At 34.1% G+C, this 22559-nt stretch carries 17 protein-coding genes and 1 riboswitch; of the genes, 8 read left to right on the top strand and 9 right to left on the bottom strand.

The annotated features are described in order from the left end of the window. Nucleotides 1–3: 3 nt before the first annotated feature. Complete coding sequence (locus tag EHC72_RS12065) at nucleotides 4–1137, bottom strand: DUF5074 domain-containing protein (protein ID WP_131537952.1); 1134 nt, start codon at nucleotides 1135–1137, stop codon at nucleotides 4–6. Next, nucleotides 1134–3173, bottom strand: coding sequence for a TonB-dependent receptor plug domain-containing protein (locus EHC72_RS12060; protein WP_131537951.1), 2040 nt, complete (start codon nucleotides 3171–3173; stop codon nucleotides 1134–1136). Before EHC72_RS12060 ends, EHC72_RS12065 begins: the two co-directional genes overlap by 4 nt. 103 nt (nucleotides 3174–3276) lie before the next feature. After that, nucleotides 3277–3471: riboswitch (cobalamin riboswitch) on the bottom strand. An 83-nt stretch (nucleotides 3472–3554) separates the two neighbouring features. Here EHC72_RS12060 and EHC72_RS12055 point away from each other — a divergent pair. After that, on the top strand, nucleotides 3555–4802 hold the full coding sequence (locus EHC72_RS12055) for a serine hydrolase (protein WP_131537950.1): 1248 nt from the start codon (nucleotides 3555–3557) through the stop codon (nucleotides 4800–4802). Nucleotides 4803–5032: 230 nt separating this feature from the next. Here EHC72_RS12055 and pncB read toward each other — a convergent pair whose 3' ends face one another. Further along, nucleotides 5033–6220 (bottom strand): nicotinate phosphoribosyltransferase, encoded by a 1188-nt coding sequence (pncB, locus tag EHC72_RS12050; protein ID WP_131537949.1) that lies wholly within the window; start codon nucleotides 6218–6220, stop codon nucleotides 5033–5035. 74 nt (nucleotides 6221–6294) lie between these two features. Next, nucleotides 6295–7173 carry a polyphosphate kinase 2 family protein gene (locus EHC72_RS12045; protein WP_131537948.1) on the bottom strand — a complete coding sequence of 293 codons (879 nt, stop codon included), beginning with the start codon at nucleotides 7171–7173 and terminating at the stop codon, nucleotides 6295–6297. Nucleotides 7174–7316: 143 nt separating this feature from the next. Here EHC72_RS12045 and EHC72_RS12040 point away from each other — a divergent pair, with 143 nt between their 5' ends. The 3 genes from EHC72_RS12040 to blaB3PEDO all read left to right on the top strand — a co-directional run bounded on the left by EHC72_RS12040 (nucleotide 7317) and on the right by blaB3PEDO (nucleotide 14051). After that, nucleotides 7317–9767, top strand: a complete 2451-nt coding sequence (locus tag EHC72_RS12040) for a transglycosylase domain-containing protein (RefSeq protein WP_131537947.1) — start codon at nucleotides 7317–7319, stop codon at nucleotides 9765–9767. A gap of 187 nt (nucleotides 9768–9954) precedes the next feature. Beyond that, entirely contained in the window at nucleotides 9955–13131 is a 3177-nt protein-coding gene (locus EHC72_RS12035) for a peptidase MA family metallohydrolase (RefSeq protein ID WP_131537946.1), read from the top strand. A 62-nt stretch (nucleotides 13132–13193) separates the two neighbouring features. Next, entirely contained in the window at nucleotides 13194–14051 is an 858-nt protein-coding gene (gene blaB3PEDO, locus EHC72_RS12030; RefSeq protein WP_131537945.1) for a PEDO-2 family subclass B3 metallo-beta-lactamase, read from the top strand. Between the two features lie 27 nt (nucleotides 14052–14078). On the opposite strand, the gene EHC72_RS12025 is transcribed toward blaB3PEDO, so the two are convergent. After that, a complete protein-coding gene (locus EHC72_RS12025) occupies nucleotides 14079–14426 on the bottom strand; it encodes a GIY-YIG nuclease family protein (protein ID WP_131537944.1) in 348 nt (115 codons plus the stop codon). A gap of 190 nt (nucleotides 14427–14616) precedes the next feature. Here EHC72_RS12025 and EHC72_RS12020 point away from each other — a divergent pair, with 190 nt between their 5' ends. After that, a complete protein-coding gene (locus EHC72_RS12020) occupies nucleotides 14617–15393 on the top strand; it encodes an XRE family transcriptional regulator (RefSeq protein ID WP_131537943.1) in 777 nt (258 codons plus the stop codon). Nucleotides 15394–15468: 75 nt separating this feature from the next. Then, nucleotides 15469–15927, top strand: coding sequence for a hypothetical protein (locus EHC72_RS12015; protein ID WP_131537942.1), 459 nt, complete (start codon nucleotides 15469–15471; stop codon nucleotides 15925–15927). Nucleotides 15928–15979: 52 nt separating this feature from the next. Here the strand turns inward: EHC72_RS12015 and EHC72_RS12010 are convergent, their stop codons facing one another. Then, entirely contained in the window at nucleotides 15980–16714 is a 735-nt protein-coding gene (locus tag EHC72_RS12010) for a class I SAM-dependent methyltransferase (protein ID WP_131537941.1), read from the bottom strand. Nucleotides 16715–16821: 107 nt separating this feature from the next. Between EHC72_RS12010 and EHC72_RS12005 the strand changes: the two genes are divergently transcribed. Next, complete coding sequence (locus EHC72_RS12005) at nucleotides 16822–17949, top strand: aminotransferase class I/II-fold pyridoxal phosphate-dependent enzyme (protein WP_246029422.1); 1128 nt, start codon at nucleotides 16822–16824, stop codon at nucleotides 17947–17949. Continuing rightward, the gene (gene bioD, locus EHC72_RS12000) at nucleotides 17942–18550 is read left to right on the top strand and encodes a dethiobiotin synthase (RefSeq protein ID WP_131537940.1); all 609 of its coding nucleotides are present in this window, start codon (nucleotides 17942–17944) and stop codon (nucleotides 18548–18550) included. The genes EHC72_RS12005 and bioD overlap by 8 nt, the downstream gene beginning before the upstream one ends. Nucleotide 18551: 1 nt before the next feature. Here bioD and EHC72_RS11995 read toward each other — a convergent pair whose 3' ends face one another. The 3 genes from EHC72_RS11995 to EHC72_RS11985 form a co-directional block, all read right to left on the bottom strand. After that, nucleotides 18552–19451, bottom strand: coding sequence for a glycerophosphodiester phosphodiesterase family protein (locus EHC72_RS11995; RefSeq protein ID WP_131537939.1), 900 nt, complete (start codon nucleotides 19449–19451; stop codon nucleotides 18552–18554). Nucleotides 19452–19568: 117 nt separating this feature from the next. Next, nucleotides 19569–20981, bottom strand: a complete 1413-nt coding sequence (locus tag EHC72_RS11990) for a calcineurin-like phosphoesterase C-terminal domain-containing protein (protein WP_131537938.1) — start codon at nucleotides 20979–20981, stop codon at nucleotides 19569–19571. 66 nt (nucleotides 20982–21047) lie between these two features. Then, nucleotides 21048–22559, bottom strand: coding sequence for a DUF5689 domain-containing protein (locus EHC72_RS11985; protein WP_131537937.1), 1512 nt, complete (start codon nucleotides 22557–22559; stop codon nucleotides 21048–21050).

Raw genomic sequence — 22559 nt, 5'->3', positions numbered from 1 at the left:
ATTTTATTTAGTTACAAAAGCAATGTGTGCCGGAATATCTCCGGTGGTTACAGTCCATTTTAATTTACCGGCTGCGTTATAGCAATGCAATCTGCCGGGGGTTACATAATCTTTAGCATCGGTTATGTAAACATCTTTATTTTGTGGATTCACCGCTATTCCGTACGGGATTTTAATATTCTTTTCTGTTCCATCTGTAATAAACCTGGTGCTTAAAAGGGTTTCATCCTTAACATTAATCATATTATAACTAATAGCGTTAATGCCTTGGATATAGCTCCATTCTGTACTGTAGATATATGCTATATCATCATCAATGGTTAAATTACTCGCCGCTATATCAAATACCTTTTTAATTTTATCGGTGTGTGTATCTATTACAAAAAGTTTGGATGGAATGATGTAATAATCTCCTCTTGAAGTAACATACAAATCGCCATACCGATCTGCCTTTACCCTATCGAGATTAATAGCAACTTCAATGCGCTTGGTTTCCTTAAAAGTTGGCAAATCAATAACAGAAAGTGTGCTTTCATAATTTGGCGGACTGTAGCCACCTGAATTTGCGATATATAATTTAGAACCAATAATTGCCATTTCTTCGGGCTGCCTACCAACCTCCACGGTTCTATTTACCTTTAAGCTTGTTGTATCAATTTCTGCAATAATCCCATTTGGAGCTTTTGGATCACCTACCTTACCTAAATAAGCACTTACATAAGCCTTACCATTATTAAAGGTTACGTAGCGACAATTTGTAATGTTTATTTGCCCAAGTTTCCTTGCGGTTTTCACATCCAAAACTTCAACTTTATTGGATATATTAACCACTACATACACTTTACTGCCATAAATAGCAATATCATTCCCTACATCTCCAAGTCCTTTAGTTACTTCAGGATTTACTTGATTATAAAGATTACGCGTGTATAAACCATTTACTAAATCCATATAATCCAATGAGGCTTTATTCATGTTCATATTGCCCTCATTAACTAAATAAAAGCCTTTAAGTGCAGAAACAGGATCAGGCTCTACCCTAGTAATTTCTGATGGAAGTGGTTGCGGATCTTTACGGCAGGCAAATAGCAAAGAAGTTATGCAAAAACTATAAATCAAGTGTTTTACTGTTTTCATATGCTATAAGATAAAGTGAAACGATAATTACGACCTGGAAGCGGAAAATTTGGTATTAAATCATAATATTGATTAAGCAGATTATTTACCTCTGCATTTGCATTTAATATTCCTTTTTTCATCTTAAAAGAATATCCAAAAGCTACATCATGCGTGTACCAGGGCTGCATATAATTATAGATGATATTAGCCTTTTGATTATATCTAAATCCAGTATAAATAAAACTATAGTTGAGGTGCCAGTCCTTATAATCTAACTTCGTTAAAAAGGAACCGCTATTTTTGGGGATATATGGAATTTGGTTGCGATAACTATCATCGTTAGCGTCGGTAACATCAATAGCTTTTTGGAATGTATAATTTATGCCCGTATTTAAAATAAGATCAGGCGTGATTAAAAATGCCGCTTTGGCATTAAGTTCTATTCCGCGAATATCAACTTTGCCAATATTGTACATAATCCAGCGGATAAGATTAGCGCCCGGTTGCGCAATAATTTTGTCTCTTACATTATTATAGTAAGCATCGGCCTGAATATCAACAAATAACGTTCGGGTATTTTTGAAAGATTTAAAATACGTTAATCCAAGGTCGTACTGCTTAGTATACTCTGGTTTAAGTAAAGTATTGCCGATAAAAGTATAGTACAAATCGTTAAAGGTGGGCATTCTAAAAATGTCCTTATAAAAACCACGTAATCTGAATTGTTCCTCTTCAAATAATTGCCATGAAAATAAAACTGTGGGACTAAATACCTGCTTATTTCCACCAGAATTGTATTCTTTAACAAGATCTGATACGGTTGTACTTAAAATATTAGCTTGTAAATTAAACCGTTTAAGATTTAATGATGAGCTTAATACATTTAAAAAAGTATTTCTAGTAGGGTAAGCAAAACGATAAAGGTTGGCATTAAGTGTTTGATATTGATAATCTGAAGCCAAAGCCAGATCCAAAATTTTGTTTAACTTATATTTTGCTGATAGCGAAAGATAGGCTTCCTGCTCAATAAATCTATTTTCTAAAAATCCGTTAATGGTTACATATTCTGGATCAACAAAACGCATGTAATCATACGCATATTTAGCGCTGACTAGAATGGAAATTTTTTCATTTAAATGCTGTTCCAAACTTCCTTGCACAAAGGTATTTCTATCCCAAGAGCGCTGAGGATAATCAAATCTATTTGATATTGCTGCTCCAGGCAAACCTTGTTCGCTGATAAAAGTATAGGCTTGGGCGTGCCATTCTCCATTCTTAAGCTTGCCAAATAAACCCGCCTGAAACCTGAAACGTTCTACATCACCATTACTTCTAACGGCTGTTGTGTCATAAACGCCATTAGTATATCTAAATTTATATTTTCCGTTTGCATTTAGAAACTCTGTATTAAAGCTGGCGCTCAGATTGTTATTTATTTTATATTGGTACTGAACAACTGGATTAATTACTCCGAAAGAGCCACCTTTTAAACTAAAAGTAGCCGCTCGGTTTTGTCCATCAGAAAATACCGGAGTTTTAGTTTTTAAGTAAATAGAACTTGCGGATGCATATGCACGGGCAGGTAAAAGTAATTCAGGTTTTTGGCCACTATACAAAGAAATTTCTTCTAAATTATCAATGGAGAATTTACCAAGATCAACCTGTCCGTTTTGCGCATTATTAAACTGAATTCCATCATAAAAAACTGCGGTATGATTACTTCCCATACTGCGAACATTTATAGTTTTTAAGCCCCCAATGCCTCCGTAATCCTTTAATTGTACGCCCGAAAAGTACCTAATGGCATCGGCTACTGATAAGCTATTCAAACGCTTTAAGTCATTTCCTGAAAGGATTTGAACAGGTGTAGGCGATTTACTTTGCTCCGTTAAACGATATTCGCGAATTTGAACTTCTTTAAGCTGATTTACTTTTTTAAGGCTATCTGTAGTTTGGCCACTAGAAATGAATGGCAAAGAAATACCCGTCCATAAAATGGCTAACAAAATAAAAAAGTGCATGTTGCCAAAAGCGGCAAAATGTTTTCTAATCATTTTTTTTGTTGTGAGTTAAATTACCCACAGCAAACAGATTATGAAGGAAATGAAAATACGAAAATTAAAAAGTACCTCACTCCTAGCTTCAATCCCCGAAAGCTATGAAATATGTGCTAAGGCAGGTCTTCTGACTTACTCCCAGCTTTCCTGCCTTCCCATTCTAGCGTATAGAACAGTGGCAAATTGATTGGAAATCCGTTAAAGGAGCTTACAGCTGCGGGACAGTTACAGATTTACACTGTATTCCCTTTTAATTCCGGGTGTAACGCCGGAAACCAAAAGCGATGCAAAGGTATGCAAATATTGCGTAATGTAAAATGGTTGATGTAACGTGATATTATACGCCAAAACCTTAACTTTAAAAATCAAACCTAAATCATGAAACTTATCCTATTTACTATATCCACATTATTTAGTTTATCAGTAATGGCGCAAAAAGTTGATACTGTTTTTCTTCAAAAGTTAATGGAATCGAAACCTGAATTTTTCGGTGGCATTTTAAACAAGGCTGATAAAAACCAGGTGCAAATAATATATACACAGGTTAACCGTGATGCGGGCAATAAACCTCATTTTAAAACCTACAGCTACAACTTAAATCCTCATCATTATTTCTACCCGGCAAGCACCGTTAAGTTGGCTGCCGTAATTTTTGCCCTGGAAAAAGTAAACCGCTTAAAAAGTACTGGTGTTGATGCACAAAGCACCATGTTTACAGATAGTGCTTACGCTGGGCAAACTAAAGTTTTGAAAGATGAAAGTGCAGAAAATGCGCTGCCATCCATTGAGCACTACATTAAAAAAATCCTGTTAACGAGTGATAACGATGGCTTTAACAGATTATTTGAGTTTATTGGTCGTGCAGAAATTAATCAAAAACTTAAAAAGAATGGACTAAATAACAGCAGAATTTTAAATCGTTTAGCTATTGGAGATTCTGGCGAACCGGCAAAACATACCAACCCGATTCGCTTTTATAATGGCGATCAACTGGTTTATAGTCAGCCTGCACAATACGATCCAGAAGAGTACGAGCTAAAACTAACCAATACCGATATGGGTAAGGGCTATTTGGATAGTAACGATCGGTTGGTGAACAAACCTTTTAATTTAACGAATAAAAATGCGTTTTCTATTGATGATCAGCAAAGATTAATGCAAAAACTCATCTTCCCGGAGGCTTTTGCTAAAAGCGAACGATATAACTTAACTCCGCAAGATTATAAGCTGATTTATACTTATATGAGCAAGTACCCAACGGAAAGTAATTACCCTAAATACGATGCAAAGGAGTTTTGGCCTACCTATGCAAAAATGCTTTATTACGGGAGAGAAAAAGATATAACACTTAATCCCGACATTAGAATATTTAATAAATATGGCGATAGTTATGGTTTCATTATCGATAATTCTTACTTCGTTGATTTTAAAAATGGAATAGAATACTTTTTAACCGCTGTGGTCCAAAGCAATGAAAATGGTATTTACAACGACAATAAATATGAGTACGAAACGGTTTGTTATCCTTTTATGAAAAATTTAGGCCAAACGATTTACAACTTTGAAAAAAGCAGACCGAAAAAGATAAAACCCGATTTAAGTAAATTTAAAATGAACTATAAATAACTGGTTTATAAATCTAATGCTAAAAACAACCTTCAAAAAGGTAATTACAATAATGTTTCCGATGCTCAAAAAATAGCTTTCGTTATTAAACGATAAAAATTAGGCTTATTCGGGCTTTAAGAATGCTTTTTAAGGATGGAAACGAATTTGTAAAAGAAAAAGTCACGTAAATTTAAAGACTGATTTCGCTATTAAAATATAAGGTAACAGCGAAACCAATCTTCATCATTTTAGTGATTAATTCCCAATATGGTTTTTGCTAAATCGATGGTTAACTGATCTCCGGTATGTTTTCCGTCTTCATCAGATAATTTAACCACTTCAATCCATTCATCATCCTTCGGAAGCGCCTGGGTCATTTTTATTACAATATTCATTGGTTCAGAACCTACATCGTTGGTTAAATTGGTGCCAATTCCAAACGACATTCCAATTTTCCCTTTACAATGATTTAAAATATGCTCTACCTTATTATAATTAAGGGCATCAGAAAAGATAATGGTTTTACTTAGTGGATCAATGCCCATGCTTTTATAATGGCTGATAACTTTATCGGCAAAAACCAACGGATCACCGCTATCGTGCCTCACACCATCAAATAATTTAGAAAACATTTTATCAAACTGCTTAAAAAATACATCGGTAGTATAAGTATCAGATAAGGCAATTCCTAAATCTCCGCGATAAACCTCTACCCAATGTTGAAGACCTGTAGCATTTGCCATTTTAAATCCGTAACGGGCCGCATGAAACATAAACCACTCATGTGCATGTGTACCAATGGGTTTCGTTTTGTACATCATCGCTAAATGTACGTTGCTGGTACCAATAAAGGAACTATTGCCATATTTCATTAACGATTCTACTACCAAACGATGTACCTGATAAGAATGTCGTCTGCGTGTTCCAAATTCGGCTACAGTTACACCAAGGTTTCTGTAATTTTCTATTTTGTTGCGGGTTTTTTCAATAATTTCTTCATTGCTAATGCGATCTAAACCCTTTAAAACGTAATACAATTCACTAATGAGAGACATTAAGGGTACTTCCCATAAAATAGTTCTGTACCACAAACCTTCTATCCGTACTTCAATCTGGTCTCCAGTTTGCGAAATATGAACCTCTTCCGGATTGTAAGTATAACCCTCTAAAAAGTCCAGATAAACAGGATCAAGATAAGGGCACGTAACCTGCAGAAATTTCTTTTCGGCTTTAGTTAGCTTCAAATGCGCCATTTGATCTACCGCAATTCTTAATGCTTGATCGAAACCATCCGGAAAAGAATGATTGCCCCTATTTATGAATTTGTACTTCGCCTTAGCCCATGGAAATAATCTAACCACACCCTGCTGCATGGTAAATTTATAAAAATCATTATCCAATATTGAGGTTAGTGAAGTATCGGCTTTTAATGTCATTCGTAATTTACTTTACCTATTAAAGATTAATTTGCAAGAATTGTTTGCCATCTAGCTTAAAGTACTTCTGTTAATTATTCGTTAATTAAACTTTCTTTGCTTAACTGTAATTTAGCGGCTTCTTCTTCAACCAAAACAGGAAACTTCAAATCCAAACCCTTCAATTTATCAGCAATAATTTCGCTAATTGCCAAACGGGCAAACCATTTTTTATCTGCTGGTATTACATGCCAAGGATTTTTTTCAGTACTAGTTTCATTAATAGCCTCTTCATAAGCCTTCATATAATCGTCCCACAGTGCACGTTCTTTAATATCACCTGATGAAAATTTCCAATTTTTAGTAGGATCATCTATCCTATCCAAAAAGCGGAGTTTCTGCTCGGCCATGCTAACATTTAAAAAGAATTTTAAAATTACTGTTCCATTAGAACTTAAATGCTCTTCAAAATTGCGGATGCTTTGGTAGCGCTGTTTCCAAAATTGCTTATCAATCTTTTTAACATTTGTGTATCCAGGAATACTTTCGCTTAAAATATATTCTGGATGTACCTTGCAAACCAAAACGTTTTCGTAGTGCGAGCGATTGTGGATGCCTATACGGCCTCTTTCTGGCAAAGCTTTATAATGTCTCCATAAAAAATCATGCTCATATTCTTCAGATGTTGGAACCTTAAAACTAAACACCTGACAGCCCTGCGGATTTAAACCACTCATTACATGCTCAATAGCACTATCTTTTCCTGCTGCATCCATAGCCTGAAAAATAATTAATAGTGAATGTGAATTTGCCGCATATAATTTCTCTTGTAAATGATTAATCTCAATTTTAGCATTTACAAGTGCATCCTTAGCTTTTTCTTTATTATAACCGCCAGTAAAATCTGTTTTAGCACTTTTTATAGAAAATTTCTTATCACCTTGTACAATAAGTCCCTTAAATTCGTTTTTCATACTTAATAAATTCATTAATTAATTCCGTAGATCAATAATTTAAATATAGAATTAAAAAATAAGTAAACTAAATAAGTTAATTTACCTATAGAGTTTTTTATATTTAACGCCAAAGCATTAACCAACAGATCATCACACCCAATATGTTTAAAGAGATAAAAAACAAGTACTTACGTTATCCTATAATTGGTATTTTTTTTATAATAATTTTCTTCTGTGCCCTTCAACTCAACTTTTTATGGTTATTTGGCTATTCTCCAAGCTACCATGATATAAAAGCACCCAGCCAACGTGTAGGTTCCGAATTATATACTTCGGATGGAAAATTAATTGGAAGATATTTTAAAGAAAACAGAACACCAGTTAGTTATAATGAAATTGCGCCAAGTGTAATAAATGCATTAGTGGCAACTGAAGATGTTCGTTTTTACAAGCACTGGGGTATTGATATTCAGGCGGTTGCGCGTGCGGTTGTAGGTATGGGAAAAGATGGTGGTGCCAGTACAATTACGCAACAGTTGGCAAAAAACTTGTATCGTACACGTTATAATAAATCATCTGGAGTGCTTTCAAAACTTCCTATATTAAGAACTTTAATTCCTAAACTAAAAGAATGGATGACCGCTGTAAAGCTCGAATCTAATTATTCTAAGCAAGATATTATTACCATGTATTTAAATACCGTATCATTTGGTAACAATACTTATGGGATAAAAACTGCCAGTCGTATTTATTTTGATAAAGATGCGAAAGAATTAGCGACTAATGATGCCGCCTTGCTGGTTGGAATGTTAAAAGGAACAACGCTTTATAATCCTACCAAAAACCCTGAAAAAGCACTTGAGCGTAGAAATACCGTTTTAAGTCAGATGAATAAGTACAAATTTTTAAGTAAAGATAGCCTTATAGAACTTGCCAAACAGCCAATTAAGCTTAAAGAAGGAAAAATGGAAGATGGAAGCGATGGCGATTCTTATTTAAGAGCTGCCGTTTCTAAATATCTTGAAAAGTGGGCAAATGATAATGGTTATGATTTGTATGAAGATGGTTTAAAAATTTATACAACCATTGATTCTAAACTGCAAAAATATGCCGAAGAAGCTGTTGCAGAGCAGATGAAAACACTTCAAAGAAGATTTTACAGTGTTTGGGGTAATGAAGATCCATGGTATGATTCTGAAAAGCAAAAGGTTGATTATCCCGCACGTGCGATGAAAAATTTGCCAGTTTATAGTTTATTGCAAAAGAAATTTCCAAATCAGCCCGATTCAATAACTGCCTATTTTAACAAAAAGAAAAAGATGCAAATCTTTACTTACAAAGGCGATAAAGATACTTTATTTTCGACAATGGATTCTATTCGTTATTACGGAAAAATATTAAATACGGGAATGATGACCATGGAACCTGCAACTGGCAAAATTAAAGTTTGGGTTGGCGGTATCGACCATAAATTCTTTAAATATGACCACGTAAATCAATCAAAACGTCAGGCAGGATCAACCTTTAAGCCATTTGCATATTTAACAGCGTTAGAGCAAGGGATGAGCCCATGCGATAAATTTACAGATAAGCCTGTAAAAATTGCCTATCAGGATAAAGGTGAAACAAAATATTGGGAACCTAAAAACGCCGATTACAGTGTTAGTTATCGTGAAATGAGTTTGCGTTGGGCAATGGCAAAATCAGTAAATACAATTACAGCTCAGGTAACAGAAAAAGTTGGCTGGGATAATGTTGTAAAATGGGCTCACGAATGTGGAATTGATAGTCATCTTGAATCTGTACCTTCTGTAAGTTTAGGCTCAAATGATGTAACTGTTTACGAAATGGTTAAGGCGTATAGTACATTTTTAAATAAAGGAATTAAAACCGACCCTATTCTGGTTGAAAAAATTACTGATTTAGATGATAACTTAATTGATGATTTTAAACCTAAAACAAAAAGAGTTTTATCAGAAGAAATTGCCTGGTTAATGACTTATATGTTTAGAGGCGGAATGGAAGAACCGGGCGGTACTTCTCAAGCTTTATGGGAATGGCCAAATCTGTTTAAGAAAAACAATCAAATCGGAGGTAAAACAGGTACATCATCGGATTATGTTGACGCTTGGTATATGGGGATGACCAAAGATTTGGTTACCGGAGTTTGGGTAGGTTGTGATGAAAGAACTGCACACTTTAAAAATGGTGAACAAGGCGAAGGTTCGAGAACAGCTCTTCCTATTTTTGCAAAATTTATGGAAAAAGTATACCTAGATCCAACCAGTGGTTATACTTATGGCGCATTTCCTAAAGCTACTGTTCCAATTACCCGTACAATTAACTGTCCTAGTCCTAGAATTGTAGCCGATACCACAACTACGGATAGCGTTTTGGTAGATTCTACTGATGTTAATGTTCCAGTGGTTGAAGAAGAAACTACAACTCCAGCAACTAGTAAGGAACCTGAAGTTAAAAAGGAAGAAAAGAAACCTGAGCCTGTTCAAAACCAGCCAGAAACCACTGCTCCTTTAACTAAAAAGGAAGAACGTGAATTAAGAAGAAAAAAACGTCAGGAAGAAAGAGAGAAAAAACAAAAAGAAAATAATTAAGCTTCTCTCCTCTTAACATCATTCTGAATTTATTACTACTTGGGTAAATCCTTGAATTAATTCAGAATGATGTTTTTTCCCTTACAAACCCTCTTAATTGTTAAATTTCTTTTTGCTCCTCAAACAATTGCTACTTTTATCTTAATTTCTTAAATACGATTGTAAAAATCTTTAATAAACTATATCTATGAAGATAGGCTCTACTTTTATTAGGCAATACATTCCAATTTTGCTGTTGTTTACTATTTCTTTCTCTGTTAAGGCTCAATATTTTGGACAAAATAAGGTTAGATATAAAAAACTTGACTTCAAAGTTTTACAAACTCCACATTTTGAAATTTACTACTACCTTAAAAATGAAAATTTATTAAAAAGATTTTCTCAAGATGCCGAAACTTGGTATAAAATGCATCAAGAGGTATTTCGTGATACTTTTTTAAAGAAAAATCCGATTATTTTATACAATAACCATCCAGATTTCCAGCAGACTACGGCTCTGCAAGGAGAAATTGGCATTGGAACCGGTGGTGTTACTGAAGCTTTAAAAAACAGGGTAATTATGCCGATTATGGAATTAAATAGTCAAACAAGACACGTTTTAGGGCACGAATTGGTTCACGCTTTTCAATATCATGTTTTATTAGAAAAAGATTCTATTAGTTTAGAAAATATTGGACAAACGCCATTATGGATGGTTGAGGGTATGGCCGAATATCTATCCATTGGAAAACGTGACGCATTTACCTCCATGTGGATGCGTGATGCCATGCTTAACAGAGATATTCCATCATTAAAAGATCTTACAAATTCTAATAAATATTTCCCTTATCGTTACGGACAGGCCTTTTGGACTTATATTGGCTCACAATATGGCGATACCACAATTGTTCCTTTATTTAAAAACACAGCTAAATATGGTTACGAAAATGCGATAAAATACACCTTTGGTTACGATGATAAAACTTTATCCGGACTATGGAAAAACTCTATTGATGCGCATTATAAGCCAATGTTAAAGGCTGATAGTTCGCAAATTAAGCTAACAGGAACTAAAATTATCGACAATAAAAATGCAGGTAATATGAACGTGGCTCCTGCCCTAAGTCCTGATGGGAAGTATTTGGCATTTATGTCGGAAAAAGACCTTTTTGGCATCGATTTATTTCTTGCAGATGCAAAAACAGGCCGGATTATTAGAAAATTAAGTAGTCAGATTTCCAATGGGCATATTGATGATTTTAACTTTATAGAATCAGCAGGTACATGGTCGCCAGACAGCAAACAGTTTGCATTCAGTATTTTCAGTAAGGGTAAAAATCAGATGATGATTATTGACGTAGCTAATGGAAATACCGTTTCACAAACAGCAATGGATCAAGTGCAACAATTTGGAAACTTAACGTGGTCTCCTAACGGAAAAGATATTGCTTTTTCTGGAATGGTAGAAGGTCAAAGTGATATTTTCTCTTACAATTTAGACACCAAACAGGTTACACAAATTACCAATGATGAGTATTCTGATTATGCTCCTAGTTATTCTCCTGATGGAAAAAAATTGGTGTTTTCATCGGATCGTGCCGCTATTCAAAACAAAAATATTGAAGCTGTTAATCCAATAAATTTAGCTGTTTATGATATTTCTAGTAAAACGGTAACCAATCTAAACGTTTTTCCTGGCGCTAATAATTTAAATGCGCAGTTCTCCGCAAATAGCCAAAATATTTACTTTCTCTCAAATAGAGATGGTTTTAGGAACTTATATAAATACAATTTTGCAGACAACACGGTAGATCAACTAACGGATTATTTTACTGGAATCAGTGGAATAACGGAGTTTTCACCAGCAATTTCGGTTTCACAAACAGATGATATTGTTTACAGTTATTACCGTTATCAGCGCTATACTTTATACAACGCGAAGTTGAATAGTTTTAAAGCAAAAAGAATTGGCAATAAAGAAGAAAATTTTGATGCAGCAGTTCTTCCGCCAATGGAAAATATAGGTGTAAATATTATTAATTCAAACCTTTCTAACTTCGATAGATTTGAAAAATTAGGTACAGATTCTATGAAAACTGTACCCTACAGACCCAAATTTAGATTAGACTACCTAGCAAATAGCGGTGGCATCGGCGTTTCTACCAGTCGTTTTGGAACCGGCGTACAAGGGGGAATTATGGGTATGTTTAGCGATATTTTGGGTACAAACCAAATTATAGCCAATCTATCTATCAACGGAGAAATTTATGATTTTGGTGGTTTAGTTGGGTATATCAATCAAAAAAGTAGGATTAATTGGGGTGCCGCTATCTCACACATTCCTTATATATCAGGTTTAAGCACCTATAAAGTTGAAAATGTCCCATTAAATGATGGTACTACAACACTTGCAGAAAATTATAGAACGGATATTATTAGAACATTTGAAGATCAATTTCAGTTGTTTGGTGCCTACCCTTTCAATAAAAAACATAGATTTGAGCTTGGAGGAGCATTTTCACACTATGGTTATCGCATTGATCGCTATAATAAATACTATAGCGTAGCAACAGGTAATTACATCGGCTCGGAAAAAGTACGCGTTTCAAATGATGATGCAAGTAAAGAATTAGACATCCCCTTTAAATCATTTACACTATATCAATTAAACGCAACCTTTGTTGGTGATAATTCAATTTTTGGATTGGCAGCTCCTTTAGATGGTTTTAGATATAGAATTGGTGGCGAGAAATATTTTGGCACATATAATTTTGCCGGTGTTAACGTTGATGTACGAAAATACTGGAGAATTAAACCTATAACCATTGCAGCAAGAAGTTATAATAGTTTACGAATTGGTAAGGATGCCGATCAACTGTATCCAATGTATGTAGGTTATCCATACTTAATTAGAGGCTATGAAGCTAATTCTATCTATAAAAATACAACCCAAAGTTCATCAAGCACTTTTGATATTAATCAATTAACAGGTAGCAAAATAGCGGTGTTTAATTTTGAAGTCAGATTACCATTTACAGGACCTAAAAAACTTGCGGCTATTCCTTCAAAATTATTATTTACGGATTTAAACTTTTTCTTTGATGCAGGTTTAGCGTGGACTAACGATACAAAGGTTGTATTTAAAAACTCGCCTACTTATATAGATCATATATCATTAGATGAAAAAGGCAATCCTGTTATAAAAGATGGAAAACCTGTAACTTATCAAACCACAACAGAACGTGTGCCTCAAATGAGCGTAGGCTTATCATTACGAGTTAATGTATTTGGTTACTTTGTTTTAGAACCTTATTATGCAATTCCTTTTCAACGTAAGGATGTTAAAGGTGGTATATTTGGCTTAACATTTGCGCCAGGTTGGTAAAAACTAATTATTTTAATAATCATTCCTTACTTGAAATAGATAAGGCTAGCATAAAATTACACATGAAAAAGATATTGTTACTTGTTTTATTTTCATTTAGGATATTAGGATTTGCTCAAACCGTAAAAGAGCCAGCCAATAGTCCAAAGGAATGGTCTCAAGCTACAGAACCTTTTAGAATTGCAGGAAATCTTTATTATGTAGGTACTTATGATTTAGCTTCTTATTTAATAGTAACAGAAAAAGGTAATATATTAATAAATACAGGCTTAGCTAATTCGCTTCCTATAATTAAAGCCAATATAAAAACTTTGGGTTTTGATTATAAATCAATCAAAATTTTGCTTTTAACACAGGCACATTTCGATCATATGGGTGCTATGGCGAAAATTAAAGAAGAAACAGGCGCCAAACTTTATGTAGATGCAGCGGATGCAGACGTTCTTAAAACGGGTGGAAAATCTGATTACGAAATGGGAAAATATGGCGTTACTTTCAAACCTTTAAACCCCGATTTTCTATTGAAAAATAATGATAAAGTTAAGTTAGGAACCACAACTTTAACCATGCTTCATCACCCTGGGCATACAAAAGGATCATGCAGTTTTATATTTGATACAAAAGATAAAAACTCATCCTATAAAGTTTTGATCGCTAATATGCCCTCTATAATTGTTGATAAAAGATTCTCTGAAATAACATCATATCCAAATATCCAACATGACTATGCGGAAACTTTTAAAGCAATGAAAAAACTCGATTTCGACATCTGGGTTACTTCTCATGCAAGTCAATTCGATCTCCATGAAAAGCGTAAATCAGGAGATGCTTATAACCCAAAGGTTTTTATGGATAAAAATAAGTACTTCAAAAATCTTCAAGATTTAGAAAATGTATTCTTAGAAAAAATAAAAAACTAATTAGCCTAAACTTCTTAAAAACTACTATTAAGATAAGCTGGTAAATGCAAGTTTAACCTGATTAACTGGTCTGTGTAAAAGGATATTTTCAAAATCCAATCCAATGGTTAAATCAATCCAATCTGGGTTACAAGATCTTACTAGGCGCTCTTTTTGCATGCGTGTAAAGCGACTAATTAACTTGAAACGTGATAAAGCTTGTGCCTCTGTTTTAAACTCTTCAAAATAAACTAATCGTGTTAATTGCTGTGCGTTATCAAAAAACAGATTGGGCATTTTCTTGTAAAAATCCAATGTTTTAATCAAATCAGAACTCATGCCTACGTGCATACTAGTGCGGTTTCTGTCGGTAACGATGTAAACAAACTTTTTCATAACCTTTATATGGTTTCTAATTGTTATTGAACTTTACACTAATAAATGTGTATCGGTGATAACGGTGTTAAAAATTTCAACTAAACTAATTAGTATATGCTCTTGCAATTCAAAATAATATTACTAACTTTATTGGCATAAAATTACTAACTATTTTAGTAATTCCAAATTTATTTTAAAATTTATTTTTATGTCGAATATTTCAAATAATTTAAAGTACCTCAGAAAGAAAAAGGGCCATACACAGCAGCAATTTGCTGATATTATGGAAATTAAAAGATCTTTAATCGGAGCGTATGAAGAAGATCGAGCGGAGCCAAAATATGATTTACTAAAAAAAATAGCAGAATATTTTGATCTTACAATCGATGAATTTATTAATGAAAAGATATCTGACGCATGGAAACCCAAGCCAAAAAGTTCGGGTTCTAACTTAAGAGTATTAAGTATTTCTGTAGATCAGAACGATAATGAAAATATAGAACTAGTTCCTGTTAAAGCCAGCGCTGGTTATTTAAATGGTTTTTCGGACCCTCAATACATTAGTGATTTACCGAAGTTTCAATTGCCTATACCCGCTTTACGTCAAGGCACTTTTCGTGCATTTGAAATTATGGGTGATAGTATGTTGCCTGTTCAACCGGGCAGTTTAATCATTGGTGAATATTTAGATAACTGGAACGAAGTTAAAACTGGCGAAACTTATATTGTTATTAGTAAAAACGAGGGTGTTGTATATAAAAGAGCCGGCAATCGTTTTAAAGAGAATAAAGATTTAAAGTTAATTTCTGACAATAAAGTTTACGATCCCTATACAATTGCTGCCGATGATATTTTGGAAATATGGAAAGCTAAGGCATATATTTCGACTTCTTTGCCTGAGCCTGCACCTGATCCTACGATGGAAACATTAACACAGATGATGTCGCAAATGCAAAAGTCAATTTCTCAACTTAACAGAAATTAACAAAATTTAACATTTGTAGATTAAACCGTTTTATTTTTTTTTGCTCTATCAGTTAAAACAAAAACACTAAGGAAAATGAAAAGAACGATTTTAACATTAGCAATTGCAGTGATGGGATTTACTGCTGCTTTTGCACAAGACACAACCAGAAGGCATCATATGCCAATGTCTAAAATATCTAAATTAACTGCTGAGCAACGTGCTGAAAAAGCTACTGCAGCAATGGATAAAAAGTTAAGTCTTACTGCTGATCAGAAAACCAAAGTTTATGCAGTAGAATTAGATAGAGCAAAGAAAATGGATGCTTGGCGCAGTGCGAATAAAGATGCGATGAAGGGAAAGATGAAAGATCGTAAGGCAGAAATGGATGCTTCAAAAGCACAATTAGATCAAATTTTAAATGCAGATCAAAAAACAAAATTGGATGCTTTTAGAGCAGAAGCTAAAGAGAAAATGAAAAACATGAAACCTAGAGATGGTAAAGGTAGAAAACCAAAACCACCAGTAGTTTCAGATCCGCCAGCACAAGGTTAATTAATTCATATATTTAAAAGCGATTCTTTTACGGAATCGCTTTTTTTTTGATCTATTTTTTTCTTGCTGATACGATTAGAAACATCGGACGGCGTAATTCATCTTTCATTGCCGGGATGGTTTCTAAACTTTCTTCATTTGGCTGTGGCTCTACTAAATCTATAATTTCGAACCCTGCTTTCAATAAACTAGCAATATAAGTGGTTAAAGTTCTGTGATATTTAATGACTTCTTCTCCTAAAAAAGATGTTTTACGAATACCTTCAGTAAAATATCTATCTACTGCCCAATGCAAAATATTTCCATTATCATCATAATACCAATCTTGTTTACCGCTTGCTGTAAATATAGGATGCTCCACAGAAAATATAAATGTTCCATTTGCAACAAGGCTTTTATAGATTTTTAAACTTATATCGTCAAAGGATTTCAAATAATGAAAAGCTAAAGAGCTAATCACCACATCAAAAGTCTCAGCTGGGAATGTATAATCCTCAATAGCAATACATTGGTAATTAATACTGGGGGCATTACTAACTTGCATTGCTTTTTTAAGCATATTTTCAGATAAATCTATTCCCAATATTTGCGATGCGCCATGATTCGCAGCATATTTACAGTGCCAGCCAAAGCCGCAACCTAAATCAAGCACTTTTTTATTCTTAAAATCAGGAAGCATTTTCTTTAACTCATGCCATTCTCCTGCTCCGCTCAGTCCTTTTACTGAACGCGACATTTGATTATATTGGTTAAAGAAAGCTTCATCATCGTATTTATTCTCTTTCATAATTTTGAATATTATGGCTTTTAAATACTTATAAAGGTATAATTATTAATTTATTGCATACACGCAAACAAATAACTGCTTTATTCTTCAGCTTTCGTTATTTTTGAATGATGAATAAAATTGAACAATTTCTAAGTGTGAAACTTCAGCAAAGAGTTGAAGATTATTCTATCAGGATTTTAAGAACATCATCTCCTCCATTTGATTTTTGTTCTAATGATTATATCGGTTTTGCTCAATCAACGGTTTTAAAAGAGGCTATAAATACTGAATTAAAAACCTTAACAGATTATAAAAATGGATCTGGTGGCTCTCGCCTTCTTAGTGGAAATACAGATTATATAGAAGAAACGGAACAGTATATTGCAAATTTTCATTGTGCAGAAAATGGCTTGATTTTTAATTCTGGATACGATGCCAATATCGGACTATTAGCAAGTGTACCGCAACGTGGCGATACAATTATTACAGATGAGCTTATTCATGCCAGTATTATTGATGGCTGCAGATTAACGCATGCCACACGTTATAAATTTGTTCATAATGATTTGAATGATCTTGAAGTCAAACTTAAATTGGCTAAAGGAAATATTTTTGTTGTAGTAGAAAGTGTTTATTCTATGGATGGGGATATTTCGCCTTTGGTGGAAATTGCCTCGCTTTGCAGAAAATATGAAGCAAATTTAATAGTTGATGAAGCACATGCAACGGGTGTTTTCGGGCTAAATGGCAGAGGTTTAGTAAATCAATTAAATCTCACTAATCAAGTTTTTGCCAGGATTATAACATTTGGTAAAGCTCTAGGCACGCATGGAGCAATAGTTTTAGGAAGCCAAAGTTTAAGAAATTATCTAATAAATTTTGCTAGATCCTTTATTTATACAACCGCTGCACCAATCCATTCTATTGTAGCTGTAAAATGTGCTTATAAATTATTACAGCAAAGCGATGATCGACTTATTCATCAAAAAATTAATTTATTTAGATCTCAAATAGTAAAAAAAGGCATAATTTCGATGGATAGCATTAGCCCAATCCAGGGAATTATATTCTCTTCAAATGAAAAAACAAAAGCAGCAGCTTTAAAATTACAACAAAATAATTTTGATGTACGTGCAATCTTAAGTCCTACCGTACCAAAAGGAAAGGAACGTTTGAGGATTTGTTTACATACTTTTAATAGCGACGAAGAAATTATTGATTTAACCAATCATTTAAAAAACATTAATGGCTAAATATTTTATTACCGGAATAGGAACTGGAATTGGCAAAACTTTAATAAGTGCCATTTTAACGGAGAAATTAAAAGCAGATTACTGGAAACCGATACAATCTGGAGATTTGGAAAATAGCGATAGTTTAACTGTAAAAAGTTTAATAAGCAATGCAAAGACCATTATTTATCCAGAAAGCTATCAGCTAACTCAACCATTATCGCCACATTTATCTGCCGCACTTGATGGTTTAGAAATTGATCTCGAAAATATTATTATACCACATACCGAAAACAGCTTAATTATTGAAGGTGCCGGTGGTTTAATGGTTCCACTTAATGAAAGTGAATTAATTATAGATTTAATTAAAAAGTTAAATGTGGAAGTAATTTTGGTCTCGCAAAATTATCTTGGAAGCATTAATCATACTTTATTATCTGTAAACCTGCTTAATCAGTATGGAATAAAAATTAAGGGAATTATTTTTAATGGGGATGAAAATCCAGAAAATCAAAGGTTTATTCTACAATATTCAAAGCTAAAAAGCCTCGGCTATGTGCCAAGGCTTAATGTTATTGATAAGCAAAATATTATATCTGCAGGAGAAAATATTCAGTTTTAAACTATTTAGATTGAACTAAAAGATCAGGATAATCAGAAATAATTCCATCTACATTTAGGCTTCTTAAGCGTTTCATATCTTCGATTGTATTGGCTGTCCATGGTAAAACTTTTACGCCATCAGCGTGTGCTTTCTCCACCAACTCTGCATTAACCATTCTCCACTCCGGACTTAAAATAAAGGGTTTATAACCTAAATCGGCTATATTTTCTTCGTAAGTTTTTTTGTTAGCAACTAAAAAAGATGTTCTCACATTTGGATATTTTTCGTGAATTAACTGGATAGTGCGTTTATCAAAAGATTGGATAATTACATAAGGCAAAATCTTCTTTTTTTCTAAAACTTCCATCAACAATTTAACAAAAACTGCTGGTTCCGGATTGGTGATACCGTCGCCTTGCGGTGCACATTTAGTTTCAATATTATAAAAGAATTGTTTCCTTTTATTTACTTTAATATCCTTTTGAACAGCATCAATTAAATCAGCTAACAACGGAATATAGCTTTTAATTTTTTGCTGATTTGGAAATCCTGCAAGTGGTTTAGTTCCTAAATCAAATTGTTTTAACGTTGAATAATCCATTTGAAAAACAGGATATTTTTTAGCGTCACCTGCCGGAATTTCTTTTCCTTCGGGCGTAAGCATAAATCCAGGACTTAAATAATCATCGTGTGTTACTACTACTTTGCCATCTTTTGTAATGTGTGTATCCATTTCTAAAGTGGTAATACCTTCAATTTTCATTGCGTTTTGCATAGCTTGAATGGTATTTTCGGGCATTAAACCTCTGCCTCCGCGATGTGCTTCGGCACTAAATGCCGGAAATGTTGCCTGACTAAATGTTTCCATAGAACATAAAGATGCAGAAATGAATAAAAAAACCGATACTCCTAATTTCATAATTATTTTTTTTAATTGTTTTTGCTTGATATTGTTGAAGTTATGTTTAATATCTTATCTTTTTGTTGTTATCCTGATTTCTGTTTGGCATAGTGTAAAAACTCATAAATATGAAAATCAGTTATTATTTATTTCTGCCTCAAATTTTTCTCCAAAACGGTCTGTAGCAACTACCTTAATTTTTTTAATTGAAGGCTCAAAATGCGCTATAAACAAATGATCTGTTGATCTTGGTTCAACAAATGCACGTGGTTGAGGGAGCTTATCTCCTTTGTAAAGCTTCACAGCCAAAGGATCAAAACCATCCTGTTGCAACATTGCTCCCATCGGTTTTCCATCTAAAAAATATTCTACCTTCCACTCTGGATCGTAATTCCAAACATTTGCAATTAAACGTTTTTGATTGGTTAATGTATCCACGTAAATATCTAGCTGTTCTTTTCTATCTCTACCAGTCGATTTATAATACCATTTTAATTTGGTTCCATCTACCTCATAAACACCATAACCCCTCGGCGTACCGTCCTCGCAAATCGGGCCAGTCCACCAGCCACCGCAAACAGTGCCATGATTATGCTCATAGATATGATCTCTTATCATGTTTTTGTTGTAATGTGTGTGCCCCGACATGATGTGAATATTTTTAAAATCTTTAAGTACGGCGTAAAAGTCCTCATTGTTTTTAACTTGGTTGTGCACCGGAATATGGAGACAAATAATTAATAGCGCATCTTTCGGAACCAGAGCTAAATCTTTAGCTAGCCAATTTAACTGAGTTTGGGTGATAAAGCCATCATAATCTCGCTCAGTACCTAAATAACGAACATCATCCAAAACAACATAATGTGCTTTACCCCTATTAAAAGAGTAATAAGTTGGACCATAATGTGCCTGAAAAGTTCTATCGGATGTTTCGTCTCCCCCTTGTCTGTAATCCTGATCGTGATTTCCTATAGCTTGAAAAAATGGGATTCCAATTTTAGATATGGCTTCATCATAAGCTGGAAAAAGTTCGAAGTTATCCCAAACTAAATCACCAACTCCAATTCCATGAACTGGTGTGTTTCCCATGTTTTGAACCACTTTTAGGGTATCAGGTACAGAAGTTTCCATCATTTGCTGTACATCTTTTTTGTTCTTTACCTGTGGATCTGCCCAAATGATGAAATTATGTTTATCATCTTTTTGCTTCAGTGGTTTAAGTTCGAAATTAAGTTTGCCAGCTGTATCAGGTTTAAAATAGTGACGGGCAATGCTACTTTCTGTTTTAAATTCATAGCCAGCAGGTGTGCTAATCCAAACGAAACGAGCTAAATCATCAAGTTCAATTTGGTAATTACCCTGTTTATCAGTTTGTACAACGCTATAACCATCAGAAATAACAACACCAGCAACAGCTTTTCCTTTGCTGGTTACTTTACCTGTTACTGTTCTATTATCAGCTAATAACGATGCTGGAAATGATTTTAAACTAATAAATAAGCTTGTAGTCAACAAGCTTGTTTTCTGAATAAACGATCTTCTGTTCATAAGGTTCTAATTGAAAACAAGCCGCTGATTATTGCTAATCTTTGGCTTGTTTTTTAATGATAAATATTAGTTTTTAATTGTTGTGAAACCTGTTGGTTCTTCAATAGTTGTTAAGGGTGATGTTGCCGTTAAAACGATACTTTTAGCCGTTCGTCCGGTGCTCCAAATGCCTGTAGCAGCGTCATAAACACCACCAAGCATGGTGAAATTTCCTGTAGCTGGAAAAGCGAACTTTATTGTATTTGTACCGCCACCATAAAATCCCTGTGTTTTTCTAGTCAAAGGATTTATAGTGTTATAATTGTCTGTATTGGTAATTCTATAACCTACTTCAGGCGGTCCGGAAGCATATATTACACCATTACCACCATACATAATTACATCCAGCGGAATTGAATTTTCATTAACAACTGTACCCGCGAATATGGCAATACCAGCTACGTTTCCACTATTGGCAAGTAAGTTGGATGTGGCTGTTCCAAAATCAACACTATTTGCATTGGAATATTGAGTGCTACTGATCCAAACTGCAGAGCTAATGTTAGTTGAGCCTGAACCCCAAATGTTTTTATTACCGCCCAGATAACAAAACTGGCCTTTTTTAACCGTACCAGAAGTTATATTAAATTTATAAGTTCTAATACCTCCAAGTGCCCAGCCAGTTGCTGGTGCAGTTAAAATGCCTGCATTATTACAAACAACGACTGAATAACTCGTTTCAGCAAAATCAATGTCTTTTGTTGCTTTAAATTGAATGTATTCATAATTGGCATCAGAACCACTAGGATCTGTTAAATAGCCCGTAATTACCAGTGCTGATGGCTTTATTAGTGGAAGTGGAAATACATCATCGAAAATTCTTGGCCAAAGTTGAACTCCGTCCTTTGTTCTGAAAATGATCCCTGTAAAGTTTGCGCTTGTTACTAATTCTTGGTTGGCAAAATCAGCTGTAGTTTCGGTATGAATTATTCCCTTTCCAAAACCATCATTAACTGTTTTATTGCCTGCAAAAGTTTCACCTTTTGCAGGTTCGGGTTCTAATACCGCCTTACTAATTGTTACAAGTGTGCTTTCATAAAAATCAGGTCTTGTTAAAACATTGGTCATATTTGCGGCTTGTACTTTTAAGGCACGGCCTGATGCCATTTTTTTTACATCATTACCAACAACACCAACAATCTGTAAAGTACCATCAACCCTCTTTAAAGTAGCACCATCAATTTTCACATGTACAGAGTCTCCTGGTACATATTTAGCGGCTTCTGCACCAATATTTATGGCAATCCCTCTTATAGAATCGATTCCGTTTCCAGTTATTCTACTATTTTGAATAATCAATAAACCGCTAGGAATATTCCCACTTGCCTGGTTAGAAATTACTAAACCCCTAATTGAATTAGCGCCTGCTAAATTTGTTGTATTAAGTGGTAAATCGGCGTTTTTAAACAATTTACGAAGGTCAAAATTAGAAATATAAGGACTAACTGTAATTCCAATATAATCTGTATCACGTTTGCAGCCCATCCAAATGCTGCACATGATGATTAATGTACTGATATAAAATATTATCTTTTTCAT

This window comes from Pedobacter nototheniae (assembly GCF_004335085.1).
Taxonomy (GTDB): Bacteria; Bacteroidota; Bacteroidia; order Sphingobacteriales; family Sphingobacteriaceae; genus Pedobacter; species Pedobacter nototheniae.
Note: the sequence above shows the minus strand (reverse complement) of the source record. Positions and strands in the feature narration are given on the sequence as shown.

What these genes read in the sequence shown, in the direction of transcription:
- EHC72_RS12065 (WP_131537952.1), bottom strand. Translation starts at nt 1,137, where the DNA reads ATGAAAACAGTAAAACACTTGATTTATAGTTTTTGCATAACTTCTTTG.
- EHC72_RS12060 (WP_131537951.1), bottom strand. Translation starts at nt 3,173, where the DNA reads ATGATTAGAAAACATTTTGCCGCTTTTGGCAACATGCACTTTTTTATT.
- EHC72_RS12055 (WP_131537950.1), top strand. Translation starts at nt 3,555, where the DNA reads ATGAAACTTATCCTATTTACTATATCCACATTATTTAGTTTATCAGTA.
- pncB (WP_131537949.1), bottom strand. Translation starts at nt 6,220, where the DNA reads ATGACATTAAAAGCCGATACTTCACTAACCTCAATATTGGATAATGAT.
- EHC72_RS12045 (WP_131537948.1), bottom strand. Translation starts at nt 7,173, where the DNA reads ATGAAAAACGAATTTAAGGGACTTATTGTACAAGGTGATAAGAAATTT.
- EHC72_RS12040 (WP_131537947.1), top strand. Translation starts at nt 7,317, where the DNA reads ATGTTTAAAGAGATAAAAAACAAGTACTTACGTTATCCTATAATTGGT.
- EHC72_RS12035 (WP_131537946.1), top strand. Translation starts at nt 9,955, where the DNA reads ATGAAGATAGGCTCTACTTTTATTAGGCAATACATTCCAATTTTGCTG.
- blaB3PEDO (WP_131537945.1), top strand. Translation starts at nt 13,194, where the DNA reads ATGAAAAAGATATTGTTACTTGTTTTATTTTCATTTAGGATATTAGGA.
- EHC72_RS12025 (WP_131537944.1), bottom strand. Translation starts at nt 14,426, where the DNA reads ATGAAAAAGTTTGTTTACATCGTTACCGACAGAAACCGCACTAGTATG.
- EHC72_RS12020 (WP_131537943.1), top strand. Translation starts at nt 14,617, where the DNA reads ATGTCGAATATTTCAAATAATTTAAAGTACCTCAGAAAGAAAAAGGGC.
- EHC72_RS12015 (WP_131537942.1), top strand. Translation starts at nt 15,469, where the DNA reads ATGAAAAGAACGATTTTAACATTAGCAATTGCAGTGATGGGATTTACT.
- EHC72_RS12010 (WP_131537941.1), bottom strand. Translation starts at nt 16,714, where the DNA reads ATGAAAGAGAATAAATACGATGATGAAGCTTTCTTTAACCAATATAAT.
- EHC72_RS12005 (WP_246029422.1), top strand. Translation starts at nt 16,822, where the DNA reads ATGATGAATAAAATTGAACAATTTCTAAGTGTGAAACTTCAGCAAAGA.
- bioD (WP_131537940.1), top strand. Translation starts at nt 17,942, where the DNA reads ATGGCTAAATATTTTATTACCGGAATAGGAACTGGAATTGGCAAAACT.
- EHC72_RS11995 (WP_131537939.1), bottom strand. Translation starts at nt 19,451, where the DNA reads ATGAAATTAGGAGTATCGGTTTTTTTATTCATTTCTGCATCTTTATGT.
- EHC72_RS11990 (WP_131537938.1), bottom strand. Translation starts at nt 20,981, where the DNA reads ATGAACAGAAGATCGTTTATTCAGAAAACAAGCTTGTTGACTACAAGC.
- EHC72_RS11985 (WP_131537937.1), bottom strand. Translation starts at nt 22,559, where the DNA reads ATGAAAAAGATAATATTTTATATCAGTACATTAATCATCATGTGCAGC.